Origin of the sequence: Actinoplanes xinjiangensis, assembly GCF_003148685.1 — a bacterium.
Lineage (GTDB): Bacteria > Actinomycetota > Actinomycetes > Mycobacteriales > Micromonosporaceae > Actinoplanes > Actinoplanes xinjiangensis.
Map to the genome: position 1 here is coordinate 171,798 of NZ_QGGR01000006.1, position 12,917 is coordinate 184,714.

11 protein-coding genes are annotated in these 12,917 nt (G+C 71.5%); 3 read left to right on the top strand and 8 right to left on the bottom strand.

The features are described from left to right. Nucleotide 1: 1 nt before the first annotated feature. Complete coding sequence (locus BC793_RS15430) at nt 2-1,216, top strand: alpha-amylase family protein (RefSeq protein WP_109593212.1); 1,215 nt, start codon at nt 2-4, stop codon at nt 1,214-1,216. Here the strand turns inward: BC793_RS15430 and BC793_RS15435 are convergent. The 3 genes from BC793_RS15435 to BC793_RS15445 form a co-directional block, all read right to left on the bottom strand. Beyond that, entirely contained in the window at nt 1,137-2,825 is a 1,689-nt protein-coding gene (locus BC793_RS15435) for a sensor histidine kinase (RefSeq protein WP_109593213.1), read from the bottom strand. The genes BC793_RS15430 and BC793_RS15435 overlap by 80 nt on opposite strands. 111 nt (nt 2,826-2,936) lie before the next feature. Continuing rightward, nucleotides 2,937-5,168, bottom strand: a complete 2,232-nt coding sequence (katG, locus tag BC793_RS15440) for a catalase/peroxidase HPI (protein WP_109593214.1) — start codon at nt 5,166-5,168, stop codon at nt 2,937-2,939. Beyond that, entirely contained in the window at nt 5,165-5,599 is a 435-nt protein-coding gene (locus tag BC793_RS15445; protein WP_109593215.1) for a Fur family transcriptional regulator, read from the bottom strand. Before BC793_RS15445 ends, katG begins: the two co-directional genes overlap by 4 nt. A 195-nt stretch (nt 5,600-5,794) precedes the next feature. On the opposite strand from BC793_RS15445, the gene BC793_RS48815 reads away from it, so the two are divergent. After that, nucleotides 5,795-5,986 (top strand): hypothetical protein, encoded by a 192-nt coding sequence (locus tag BC793_RS48815; RefSeq protein WP_146246295.1) that lies wholly within the window; start codon nt 5,795-5,797, stop codon nt 5,984-5,986. Here the strand turns inward: BC793_RS48815 and BC793_RS15450 are convergent. Both BC793_RS15450 and BC793_RS15455 read right to left on the bottom strand, forming a co-directional pair. Continuing rightward, complete coding sequence (locus BC793_RS15450; protein ID WP_109593216.1) at nt 5,983-6,642, bottom strand: DivIVA domain-containing protein; 660 nt, start codon at nt 6,640-6,642, stop codon at nt 5,983-5,985. The two genes, BC793_RS48815 and BC793_RS15450, sit on opposite strands and share 4 nt — an antisense overlap. Before the next feature lie 109 nt (nt 6,643-6,751). After that, a complete protein-coding gene (locus tag BC793_RS15455) occupies nt 6,752-7,672 on the bottom strand; it encodes an AEC family transporter (protein ID WP_109593217.1) in 921 nt (306 codons plus the stop codon). A 179-nt stretch (nt 7,673-7,851) separates the two neighbouring features. Here BC793_RS15455 and BC793_RS15460 point away from each other — a divergent pair, with 179 nt between their 5' ends. Beyond that, a complete protein-coding gene (locus BC793_RS15460) occupies nt 7,852-8,277 on the top strand; it encodes a DUF6188 family protein (protein WP_158319265.1) in 426 nt (141 codons plus the stop codon). An 84-nt stretch (nt 8,278-8,361) separates the two neighbouring features. Here BC793_RS15460 and BC793_RS15465 read toward each other — a convergent pair whose 3' ends face one another. The 3 genes from BC793_RS15465 to BC793_RS15470 all read right to left on the bottom strand — a co-directional run bounded on the left by BC793_RS15465 (nt 8,362) and on the right by BC793_RS15470 (nt 12,908). Then, nucleotides 8,362-11,166 carry a S8 family serine peptidase gene (locus BC793_RS15465; RefSeq protein ID WP_109593485.1) on the bottom strand — a complete coding sequence of 935 codons (2,805 nt, stop codon included), beginning with the start codon at nt 11,164-11,166 and terminating at the stop codon, nt 8,362-8,364. Between the two features lie 139 nt (nt 11,167-11,305). Beyond that, entirely contained in the window at nt 11,306-11,575 is a 270-nt protein-coding gene (locus tag BC793_RS52665) for an MFS transporter (RefSeq protein WP_307784573.1), read from the bottom strand. Then, nucleotides 11,520-12,908, bottom strand: coding sequence for an MFS transporter (locus BC793_RS15470; RefSeq protein WP_307784572.1), 1,389 nt, complete (start codon nt 12,906-12,908; stop codon nt 11,520-11,522). The genes BC793_RS52665 and BC793_RS15470 overlap by 56 nt, the downstream gene beginning before the upstream one ends. Between the last annotated feature and the right edge of the window lie 9 nt (nt 12,909-12,917).

The following is a 12,917-nucleotide window of genomic DNA, read 5'->3' on the forward strand; positions in this document are numbered from 1 at the left end:
CATGCGCAACGACTGGGTCGGGCACGTCATCTGGTGGCATGTGTACCCGCTGGGGTTCGTCGGGGCGGAGCCGGAGGCCGGGCCGTCGACCGGGGTCAGCCACCGGCTCGGGCATCTGGAGCAGTGGCTCGACCACCTGATCGGGCTCGGCTGCAACGGTCTGGCCCTGGGGCCGGTGTTCGCGTCCGGCACCCACGGCTACGACACCGTCGACTACCGGCGGATCGATCCGCGGCTCGGTGACGACGCCGACTTCACGGCGCTGGTGACGGCCTGCCGCCGGCGGGGCATCCGGGTGCTGCTGGACGGAGTGTTCAACCACGCCGGCCGGGAGTTCGCGCCGGTGCGGGCGGCGCTGGACGGCACCGGGCCACGCGAGTGGGTGCGGTGGAGCGGGGAGTATCCGTACCTGTTCGAGGGCCATGACCGGCTGATCACTCTGGACCACTCGTCGGCCGTGGTGCGCGACCTCGTCGTCGAGGTGATGTGCCACTGGCTGGAGCGCGGTGCGGACGGCTGGCGGCTGGACGCCGCCTATGCGATCGACCCGGAGTTCTGGGCCGCGGTCCTGCCCCGGGTGCGGGAGCGGTTCCCGGACGCCTGGTTCGTCGGCGAGATGATCCACGGCGACTACGGCGACTATGTGAAACGGTCCGGCCTGGACGCCGTCACCCAGTACGAGTTGTGGAAGGCGATCTGGTCGTCGCTGAACGACCGGAACCTCTTCGAGCTGGCCTGGGCGCTGGACCGGCACCGGGCGTGGGCCGCGGACTTCCTGCCGCTGACGTTCCTCGGCAACCACGACGTCACCCGGATCGCCAGTCAGGTCACCGACTCCCGGCACCTGGGTCACGCGGTGGCGCTGCTGTTCTTCCTGCCCGGGGTGCCGAGCGTCTACTACGGCGACGAGTTCGGCCTCCGGGCGGTCAAGGAGGACCGGCCCGGCGGTGACGACGCGATCCGCCCGCCGATGCCGCCCACCCCGGGCGACGGCGGCGACGACTACCGGCGGCTGATCGGCATCCGCCGCCGCCACCCGTGGCTCACCGGTGCCCGGATCGGCACCGACGGCCTGACCAACGAGACCCTGGCCGTCGTCGCCGAGGGTCCCGCCGGTGAGCGTCTGTCGCTGCTGCTCAACCTGGCCGACAAGCCGTTCGCGCACGGCCCGCACGACCCGGTCGCGCCGCACTCGTGGGCGATCGTGGAGGGCTGACGGCCGGCGGCAGCCGGATCTCGAAGGTGGCGCCGGCGCCCTCGGTGCTGTGTGCCGACACGTCGCCGCCGTGGTCGCGGACGATCTGCCGGACGATCGCCAGGCCCAGCCCGCTGCCGCCGCCGCGGCCACGCGACGGTTCGGCCCGCCACAGCCGGTCGAAGACCAGCGGCAGGTGCTCGGCGGCGATGCCGGTGCCGGTGTCGGTCACCCGCAGCACCGCCCGGTCACCGTCGAGGCCCGCGGTCAGCGTGATCGACCCGCCGGCCGGGGTGGCCCGCAGCGCGTTGCCGACCAGGTTGCCGACGACCTGCCGGATCCGGTCCGGATCCACGTCCGCGATCACCGGTGCGCCGGCGGTCACGATCAGCTCGACGCCAGCGGTGTCGGCGGCGGCCCGGTGCGCGGTCCGGGCGGTCTCCATCAGCTCGGCCAGGTCGGTCGGGGACCGGTGGTAGATCAGGGCCCCGGCCTCGGCCAGCGCCAGCTCCTGAAGGTCGCCGACGATCCGCTGGTTGAGGATCACCTCGTCGTGCAGGGACGCGAACAGGTCCGGGGACGGCTCCACCACACCGTCCTGAAGCGCCTCCAGGTAGCCGCGCACATTGGACAGCGGGTTACGCAGCTCGTGGGCCACGTCGGCGATGAGACGCCGCTGATCGTCCTGGGCGGCCCGCACCGACTCGGCCATCTGGTTGAAGGCGCGGGCCAGCTCGGCCAGTTCGTCGCGGCCGTCGTCGGGTACCCGGCCGTCGCGGTCGCCGCTGCCCAGCCGCCGGGCGGCGGCGGTCAGGGTGCCGATCGGGCGCAGCACCCGGCGGCTGATCAGGAGAGACCCTCCGGTCGCCAGGGCCGCGACCACGAGGGTGATCAGCAGGACCGGGCCGGCGTCGAGGGTGCGTACCGGCTCATTGCCCGCACCGATGGTGAGCAGCAGCGGCGCGGGGGCGACGTCGCCGGTGGTGATCTGCCGCCGGAAGGCGGCCTGGAGGCAGTCGGCCTGTACCGGACCGCACTGCCGGACCTGCGCCAGGTCGTCGGCGCGCTGCCAGAGGGCCGGTGGCGCCGGACGGCACCGCCCGGTGCCGGTGGGCACGCCGCCGTCCGCGAGCGAGTGCCGGTGCACGCCGTCGAGTCCGGGCGTGACCACCAGCTCGTAGCCGTGGCGGTACAGGCAGGCCGCCCGCAGCGTCTCGGCCCGGTAGACGTCGATGGCGGCGATCGTCGCCTGCCGCCGATCGCCGTGGTCGGCCACGATCAGCTCGGGCAGCGGGTCGACGAACACCGCGACCGATCCGGGTGGCCGGGCCTCCCGGCGGTCCATGTGGTCGGTGTCGGCGATCACCTCGCCGTACGGGTCGACGAGCCGGAGCCGCTGCCCGGTCATCCCGCGCAGCCGCCGCAGTGTCTGGTCGACGCCCTCCCAGGTGCCGTTGCGCAGCGCCTGCTCCCGGAGCTCCCGCTGGATCAGCTCGGTGGTCTCCCGCGACGCCGACGCCGCCTCGCTGACCTGGTCACGGGCCTGCCACCAGGTCAGCGCCACGGTGGCGCCGGTCGCGCCGAGCGCCACCAGCGCCATCAGGACGAAGACACGGATCCGGAAACTCACGAGGACTCCGTGAGGCGGGGGCCGTGGCCGTGGACGATGTGCACCCGGTGATCCAAACATCGGCCGGCAACCCGTCAGACGGGTCGCCGGCCGATGGGCACATTATGGGGATCAGTCCAGGTCGAACCGGTCCAGCTCGGTGACCTTCGTCCATGCCTTGACGAAGTCGTGCACGAACTTCTCCCGGGCGTCGGCGCTGGCGTAGACCTCGCTGAGAGCGCGCAGCTGCGAGTTCGAGCCGAAGATCAGGTCGACCGCGGTGGCGGTGAACTTCACCTGGTCGGTGGCGAGGTCGCGGATCTCGTACACGTGCTCGCGGTCCTTCGACGCCGCCCACCGGGTGCCCGGGGAGAGCAGGTTGACGAAGAAGTCGTTGGTGAGCACGCCCGGCTTATCGGTGAGCACGCCGTGCTCGGCACCGGCGACCACCCGCAGGCCGCCGATCAGCACGGTCATCTCCGGGGCGGTCAGGTTCAGCATGTACGCCCGGTCGACGAGCAGCACCTCCGGCTGGGTCTTCTCGCCCGGCCGCAGGTAGTTGCGGAACCCGTCGGCACGCGGCTCCAGGACGGCGAACGACTCGACGTCGGTCTGGTCCTGGGTGGCGTCGGTGCGGCCCGGGTGGAACGGCACGGTCACCTCGACGCCGGCGTCCTTCGCGGCCTTCTCCACCGCGGCGTTACCGGCCAGCACGATCAGGTCGGCCAGCGAGATCTTCGTGTCACTGGACGCGTTGAACTCCTGCTGGATCTTCTCCAGCGTGTCGATCACCGGGATGACCGGCTGGTTGACCTCCCACGAACGCTGCGGTTCGAGGCGGATCCGGGCGCCGTTCGCCCCGCCGCGCTTGTCGGTGGACCGGTACGTCGCGGCCGACGCCCAGGTGGCCTGCACCAGCTGCGCGACGCTCAGACCCGAGTCCAGTACCTTCGCCTTCAGCGCGGCGATCTCGGTGTCGCCGACCAGCGGGTGGTCGACGGCCGGGACCGGGTCCTGCCAGAGCTGGGCCTCCGGCACCCACGGGCCGAGGAACCGGCGGACCGGGCCCATGTCGCGGTGCAGCAGCTTGTACCAGGCCTTCGCGAACGCCAGCGCGAACGCGTCCGGGTCGGCCAGGAAACGGCGCGAGATCTTCTCGTACGCCGGGTCGACGCGCAGCGACAGGTCGGTCGTCAGCATCGTCGGCTTGTGCTTCTTCGACGGGTCGTGCGCGTCCGGGATGATCGCCTCGGCGTCCTTGGCGACCCACTGCTTGGCGCCACCCGGGCTGGTGGTGAGCTCCCACTCGTAGCCGAAGAGGATCTCGAAGAACCGGTTGCTCCACTGGGTCGGCTTGTCGGTCCAGGTGACCTCCAGGCCGGACGTGATCGTGTCCGGGCCCTTGCCGGTGCCGTGGGTGTTCAGCCAGCCGAGGCCCTGCGCCTCCAGCGGCGCGCCCTCCGGCTCCGGGCCGATGTGGTTGTCGGCGACGGCGGCGCCGTGCGTCTTGCCGAAGGTGTGACCGCCGGCGATCAGCGCCACGGTCTCCTCGTCGTTCATCGCCATCCGGGCGAAGGTCTCCCGGATGAAGTGGGCCGCCGCGAGCGGGTCGGCGTTACCGCGCGGGCCCTCCGGGTTGACGTAGATCAGACCCATCTCGGTCGCGCCGACGCCCTCGGCCATCGACTTCTCCGAGGCGTACCGCTCGTCGCCGAGCCAGGTGTCCTCCGGGCCCCAGAAGATCTCCTCCGGCTCCCACACGTCGACCCGGCCGAAACCGAAGCCGAACGTCTTGAAGCCCATCGACTCCAGTGCCACGTTGCCGGCCAGCACCAGCAGGTCGGCCCAGGAGATCTTCTGCCCGTACTTGGCCTTCACCGGCCACAGCAGGCGGCGCGCCTTGTCCAGGTTCGCGTTGTCCGGCCAGCTGTTCAGCGGGGCGAACCGCTGACCACCGTCGCCGGCGCCACCCCGGCCGTCCTGGATCCGGTACGTACCGGCGGCGTGCCAGCTCAGCCGGATCATCAGGCCGCCGTAGTGACCGAAGTCGGCCGGCCACCAGTCCTGCGAGGTGGTCAGCACCGTGACGATGTCGGCCTTGAGCGCCTCGACGTCGAGCTTCTTGAACTCCTCGGCGTAGTCGAAGTCCGGCGCGAGCGGGTTGCCCTTCGACGAGTGGGCGTGCAGCACGTTGAGGTCGAGCTGGTTGGGCCACCAGTCGCGGTTGGTGCGCGGGCGCCCGCCCGTCTTCGGCGTCGGCGAGTCGATCGCCGGGTTCTCGCTCTCACTGCCGTTCGCGGTCACCGAATCGTGGGCGACCGGGCATTTCTCGGCGATGGTGTTGTGGTCCTGAGCGTCGCTCATTGATTTCCTTCCGAACGGGTGCTCACGCAGGAGGGGCAGGTGCCCCAATAGACGACCTCGGCCTCGTCGATCACGAACCCGTGATCGTCGGAGGCGGTCAGGCAGGGGGCGTTTCCGGTCGCGCAGTCGACGTCGGCGATCGCTCCGCACGAACGGCACACGACGTGATGGTGGTTGTCCCGCACCCGCATCTCGTAGCGGGCCGTCGCACCGGCGGGCTGGATGCGCCGCACCAGACCGGTGTCGGTCAGCGCACGCAGCACATCGTAGACCGCCTGGTGGGAGACGGTGGGGAGTTCCGAACGCACCAGTCCGAGCACCCTGTCGGTGTCGACATGCGGGTGGTCGGTCAGCGCGGCCATCACGGCCAGCCGGGGTTTGGTCACGCGCAACGAGACCGCCCGGAGCCGAGTCTCGAAGTCGGACGTCATGCCCCCGACCTTAGACCCCTTTTCTGGAATAGTTCCAGTTTTCAGTGCGGTGATCACACACAAGTGGCCCCCAGGGGTCAGTGTCGTCGCGGGGCGCCGCCTCGTCGCCGGGATCGTCCGGGCCGGTGGTCCAATGGATCGACGACGTGACGTCTCCGGCGGTGACCGCCGGGCGGTCGAGACGGGAGCAGGGGCATGGCCACTTGCAATCTGTGCCCGCCGGGGCAGCGGGACATTCCGGACGCGGAGATGCCGGCGCACCTGCGCGCGGTTCACCCGGACGTGGCCGCCGACGGCACCCGTGCGGGGGACGGCAGCACGATCGTGCACGACGCCTCGCTCGAACCCTCGGCGGACGCTCCCGCCGAGGAAGGGGAGTGGCGCTAACCCAGGCGGGGCATACCCTCGGTGCCCTCCAACTGGCGGTCCACGTGGCGGCTGAGCGCGTCCCGGTAGTGCATCGCCAGGCCGGTGAGCTGCTCGACCTGTTCGACGAGCTCCGCGCGGCGCCCGGCGATCCCGTCCATCGCCGCGGCATGCCGCCGCCGGGCGTCGTTCTCGATGTCCGCCGCTCTCGCCCGCGCCTCGGCGGCCAGTTGCTCCGCCTTGTCCCGGGCGACCGCGATGACGTCCTCGGCCTCACGGCGGGCGTCGTTCAGATGCTCGTCGGCGGTCCGCTGAGCCATCGCCAGCACCCGCAGATGCCGGCTGTCGTCCACCGGCGCGATCTCCGCCCGGCGGGCCTGCTCGACCTGGGCGGCCAGCTCACGGGCATGCTGTTCGGCCCGGTCCCGGGCCTGTTCCAGCATGCGCAGCCGGGCGGCCAGTTCGCGGATCTCGTCGTAGTCGACATCGACGTCGTAGTCGTCCTCGACGCCACCGCGGACCCGGCCCTTGAGGGCCGTGTTCTCGGCCATGAGCCGGGCCAGTTCGCGTTCCACCTCGTCCAGGAACGCGTCGACCTCCTCCTCGACGTATCCGCCCCGGCCGACGGCCGGTTTGGTGAACGAAACGTTGTGAACGTCAGCAGGGGTGAGCGGCATGCTGCTCCCTAGAAACGCCGTCGCGAGTGCGCACACGTTACGCCGTTTCCGCGGTTCTCCTCTACGGCTCCAAGGGGTGTCTTCACCATTACTCAAAGACAGATCCGGGTCATGTCAGGAACAGCGCGGCGACGATCATGGCCAGGGCGGATGCCAGGGTGGAGAGCATCACGACGTCGCGGGCCAGCGCCTCGGACTCCCGGTAGCGCAACGCGAACACGAACACGTTCTGGGCGGCCGGCAGCGCCGACGTCACCACCGCGGCGAACAGCTCGTGCCCGTCGAGGCCGATCATCCGGCCGATCAGGTACGCCAGCAGCGGCTGCACCACGATCTTCAGCGTCACCGCGAGATAGCGGTCCGGCGCGTCCGGCCCGGTCCGCAGGGGCCGCGCACCGGGCAGCGACATCCCGAACGCGAGCAGTGCGGCCGGCACCGCGGCGGCGCCGACCAGGGACAACGGTTCGAGGAGCAGCACCGGCGGCGTCCATCCGGAGGCCGCGACGACGACCCCGGCCCCGGACGCGATCATCAGCGGATTGCGGGCCGGCACCAGCGCCAGCCGGCGCAGCGACGGCCGCCCCTGCCCGCCGGCCAGATCCAGGACGGTCAGCGCGAACGGCCCGGCGAGCAGGACCTGGAAGATCAGCACGGGTACGACGAGCGAGACGTCCCCGAGCACGTAGGCCGCGACGGCGAGCCCCATGTTGCCGGCGTTGACGTACGACGCCCCGAGCGCCCCGATCGTGGTGGCACCGGTGCTCCGCTTCCAGGCCAGTTTCGCGACCAGCACATACACCGCCGCGACCAGAACCGTGGACGCGACGAAGGCGAGCAGTGCCCCGGTGAGGATCCGGTCCAGGCTGGTGTGGCTCAACGTCACGAACAGCAGGGCGGGCGCCGCCACCGAGAACACCAACCGGGCGAGCACCTGCGGCGCGTGCTCGCCGAGAACCCGGCCGCGCGCCAGTAGGTAACCGAGGGCGGCGATCGCCCAGATCGTCGTGAACCCGCTGAGCACCCCGGCCATGCCGAAGATCCTCCGTCACCGGGCCGCGCCGTGCAGCGACGGTGACCGGTCCGTCAGAAACCGGCGGGCTCAGCGGGAACCCCGATCCTTGCGAAGCCGCCCGGATTTAAGGCCCTCTTAGGAAAGTGTTGGCTACGGTCCTGCCGTCAGTTGTCCGACGTGCCGGATCGGAGTGGTTCATGGTGCCGGTAATGGTGGCCGACAACGGCGCTGGAAGGCGTCCGCGGCAGGGGCGGTCGCTCGACCTTCTGGTCGGGCGCCGGTTGGAGTACGTGTGGCTGGGCCACGCCGTCGTGCTGGGATTCGCCGGCGGGTGCCAGGTGCTGATGGAGGCGGTGGCCCATCTCGACGGCCCGGCCGGTCCGGCGGATGTGGAGCCGGGCGACGATCCGTCGGATGCGATCGCGACGCTGCTCAGCGATGTGGTGCGGTCGGCGCGGACCCGGGAGACCGGAGAACTGGAGATCACCTTCGTCAGCGGGGCCGGCCTGCTGGTCGACGCCGACGCGGACGCCGAGTCCTGGGCGGTGACCGGCCCCGACGGCTACCTGATCGTCTGCCTGGCCCGCGGCGAACTGGCCGTCTGGGGCGACGCGGCGGCGTGACCCGCCCGCACCGGTGACACGGCGGTGAGCTGGGCGGAGCGGTGATGGCCGGCCGGGGCGCGGATGCACCCCGGCCGGCGATCGTCAGGCCGGCTCGAATCCGGTCAGGTGCAGGGAGAACGCCCGGATGGTGCCGGTGTCGGTGCCGGCCCGGTCGGCGACGTGCAGGCTCCACGTGCCGTCCGCCGGGGACAACCGCAGCGAGCCCAGCGGGTCGTTCGGTTTCCAGGATCCGGTGAACGGTGCGTTCGCCGACAGGGCCGACGCGAACGGTGTCGCGGCGGCGTCGTCGAAGACCACCTGGCACAGGTTGTTGCCGCCTCCGCCGGTACGGGAGAACAGCGTGGCCTTGCGCCCGTCCGGTGCGGTGAGTGTGCCGACCAGGTCACCGACGAACGTGTGGTCGACGCCCACGGTCGTCGCGCCGGCCGTGGTGTTGCACTCGGTGCCGTCGATGGAGAAGGTGAGTGACGACGCGTACCCGACGCCGGTGACGTCCACGGTGGCGCTGACGCCGGTGGGGTCGTTGTCCGGGATCGGCAGGGGCGCGCCGGCGTAGGCGAAGTCCCGCACCGTCGCCGACGGCCGGCCGGTCGCCACCGTCACGCTGCCGGTGGTGGGCGACAGGGTACCGGCGAAGGTGGCCCGCACCTTCAGCCCGACCGGCCGTCCGAGCGGGTAACCGGCAGCCAGTTTCAGGGTGTAGTCCCTGGTCTTGGAGGCGCCGGCGGCGATGGTGCCGTACGAACGGGAGCGCGGCGTGACGGTCGCGAGCGGATGGTCGGAGTCCACGACGACGCTGACGCCGGTGGCCGTACCGTCGCCGACGTTGTTCGCCGGGAGGGCGACGGTGGCCTGTTCGCCGGGTTCCAGGTAGGCGTCGCCGTCCCCGGTGGTCGGGGTGATCGCCGGCGTGCCGGGCTGGACCAGCGGTTGCGGGGTGGCGCCGGTGTTGCGCAGCACCAGATCGGCGCGGATCACGCCGCTGCCGGTCCGGTTGTCGTAACCCGACGGGGTGAGGTCCAGGGCGGTGCCGGTGAGGGCGGCCCGGATCTCGTCGCCGCTCAGACCCGGGTTGCCGGAGAGGGCGAGGGCGGCGATCGCGGCGGCGTGCGGGGCGGCCGCCGACGTGCCGTAGAAGGGCTGGAAGTCCGGCACCGAGGTGCTCACACCGTCGGCCGCGGTGATGTCCGGTTTGGCCCGGGCGAATCCACCGGTGGACGAGAAGTCGCCGGGCGTGACGGCCGTGCCGTCGGCGTTGAAGAACACCCGCCGCGGCCCGTCGGAGGTGAACCGTTCCGGCAGGGTCTGCCGGGTGAACACGTTCGGGTACGGGCCGGCCGGGTTCGCCGGGTCACCGTCCTCGAGATCGAACGGCAGTGCGTCCTTGGCCGGGGCGGCGGCCACCGAGAAGGCGTTCACGGCCGAGTTGTGCCCACGGGTGATGCCGGGGGTGGAGAAGCCCTTGAGGGCGCCGTCGGCCGAGTCGGTGAAGCGCCCCCGGAACACGGACAGCTGGAGGTAGCGGTCGGCGCCGGCGAACTTGACGGCGGCCAGCCGCTGGCCGTTGCTGTTCGCCGTCTGGAGGATCTCCCACGGGTCGTCGTCGCCGTCCTGGACGTCCTGGGAGAACGAGGTGACGTTGCCCAGCGAGTTGATCAGGTACAGGTCGTAGTCGTTCGCCGAGGACACCAGGGCGTCGGCCCACCACAGCGTGACGACCCGGCCGGCGCTGTTCGGCGACAGCGGGTTGAACTCCTGCACGCCCGGCCCGGGGTCGAAGTCGTGCGCGTCGCCGGCGAACTTGCCGATGCCCCGGCCGGAGTCGGCGAAGTCGCCCTCCCAGTTGCCGGAGGTGCCGTCGATCTTGTTGCCCTCGTTGCCGGCGGAGCTGAAGAAGTAGGCGCCGTCGGCGGTGACGGCATTGACGGCCTGCGCGATGACGCCGTCCTGGAAGGGGCTCTCGTGGTAGTAGACGACGTCGTCGACGATGATGTCGCAGCCGGCCGTGGAGCGCAGGGCGCGGATGTTCTCGGCGAAGCTGGCCTCGCTGGTGAACGCGGTCGCGAACCCGAGCTTCGCGTTGGGCACCAGGTCGTGGATGATCTCCAGCATCGCGGTGCCCTCGTCGCCGTCACCCTCCTGGCCGGGCAGCACGTCGACGTCGGCGGGCAGGTCGCCGCTGGCCTGGGAGTCGGCGAGCGAGTCCACCCCGTCGGACAGGGCGCACACCTTCACCCCGGTTCCGGTCACCTTGTACCGGGTGCGGGCGGTGTCGGCGGCGTGCGTGCGGTCTCCCTCGGAGAGCACCGAACCCTGGGCGGCGGTGACCGCCGGGGTCTTCGGTGCCGCCGTCGCCGCGCGCAGGGCCGACTCGATCCGGGCCGTCTTCGCCGTCTTCGACTCGGTTCGGGGTTTGGCGTTCGGGTCGGTCTGCCGGGCGGTGATCGCGCCGTGTCTGAGGTTGACGCCGGTGACGTCCTTCCATCCGGCGATCTCCGGCAGGGCGGTGAGCGGCGCCTCGACCAGCACGGTGCCGGTCGCCGGGGACGGGAAGCGGATACCGGCGCCGGCGTCGCGCAGCCGGTCGAGCAGTTCGTCGCCCACCTTGTCGGCGTGGACCTCGACCTCGGTGGTGCCGGATTTGCTGACCGGCACGCCCGTCCCGAGTGCGGGCAGGGCGTTGGTCATGGCCTGACCCGTGCGTTTGCGCAGCTCGATGGCGAGCCGGCTGTCGAGTTTGCGTTCGGCCGGGGTGAGTGACTTCTTGATGTCCTGGAGTGCGGCGATCTGTTGGTAGGCCCGCTCGGACGGGCTGTCCGGAGCCTTCGCCGCTGCGCCCGGTGCCGTGAGGCCCAGGACGGTCGCTCCGATCGCGAGGACCGTCACCGAGCGGCGGAGGTTACCTTGACTGAAGATGTGCAATTCTCAGTCCCCCATAGAGATCAGTAAATCTCAATGTCAGGGACTCTATAGGCCACAGTCGATGTAGGACAGATGCGCGACCCGCACCGGGTGGACCGCCGGGTCAGTGCCGCACCGACAGCAGGTGGGTCACCTCGGCCGGGCCGTCGGCCAGCGCCAGCGCCCGCTCCTCGGTGTCCCGGTCGGCACCGGTCAGCCGGCCGGTGTGCTGGCGCAGGTGCTCGTCCCAGCTCGGGACCACGTACACCTCGACGAGGCGGCCGGCGCGTTCACCGTCGTGGAACAGCCCCCAGCGGATCGCGCCGGTACGCAGGCGGCTACGGCGTACCCCCTGCATGGCCTCGGTGAACGCCTCCTCCCGGTCGGCGCTCACCGGATAGCTCGCGACGACCACCACCGGGCCGTCGTGGTCGTCGGGGGTCCAGTTCCAGATGCGGCTCCGGCCAGAAGACGGCCGGGTCCCGGTCCAGGCCGCTGGTGTCGCGCAACGGCCACCAGCGCAGCGTCACCGCACCGGCGAGCATCAGCGCGACCGCGACCAGATGGGCCGCGGTCAGACCCCACACGTCCGACAGCACACCCCACACGAGGGCGCCCACGGCCTGGGTTCCGGCGAACACGATCTGGTAGACGGCCAGGCCGCGGGCGCGGACCCAGTTCGGCAGGAACAGCTGCATGGCCGCGTTCACGCTGGACAGCACCATCACCCAGGCCACCCCGGCGGGCAGCAGCGCCACCACGATCGTGACCGTGGACCGGCCCGTCGCCAGCACCGCCAGGATCCCGGCGAACAACAGGCTCGCGACGAGCAGCAACCGGTTCAGCGACCACCGTGCCCGCAGCTTCGGCAGCAGCACCGCACCGGCCACCGCGCCGATCCCGACCGCGCCGAGCAGCACACCGTAGCCACCCGAACCGAGACCCAGGCCCCGGCTGGCGACCAGCGGCAACAGCGCCCACAACGCGCTGCCCGGCACCAGGAACAGGCCGGCCCGCAGCAGGATCCGCCGCACCACCGGCGAATGCCGTACATACCGGCCACCGGACCGTACCGCGGCCGCGAACCGCTCCGGCGCACCCGACGCCGAGGAGGAGGCCGGCCGCCACCGCCACAGGACCAGAGCGAACACGGCGAACGACAGCGTGTTCAGAGCGAACACGACACCCGTTCCGGTCCGGGCGATCAACACCCCGGCCACCGCCGGGCCGACGGCACGGGCCAGGTTCATGCTGATCGCGCCCAGCGCCGACGCCGACGCCAGCTGCGGTCGCGGCACCAGCTCCGGAATCACCGACTGCCACGCCGGCGCGGTCACCGCCTGCCCGGCGCCGAGCGCGAACGTCAACGTCAGCAGCAGCGTCGGCGGCATGTTCCCGGTCAGCGTCAACGTGGTGAGCAGCGCGCCGATCCCGGTCAGGAACACCTGCACGGCGATCAGCAGCCGCCGCCGGTCGAAGAGGTCGGCCAGCGCCCCCGCGGGCAGCGCCAGCAGCACGATCGGCAGGGTGCTGGCCGTCTGCACGACGGCGACCAGCGTGTCCGTCCCGGACTCCTCGACGAGCAGCCACTGCGCCCCGACGGTCTGCATCCAGGTGCCGATGTTGCTGGCCAGCAGCGCCAGCCACAGACTACGGAACGCCGCGACACGCAACGGCGCCCACGCCGACGGCGGCGCGGCGGGAACGGCAGACGTTTCGGCACTCACCCGCTGAGG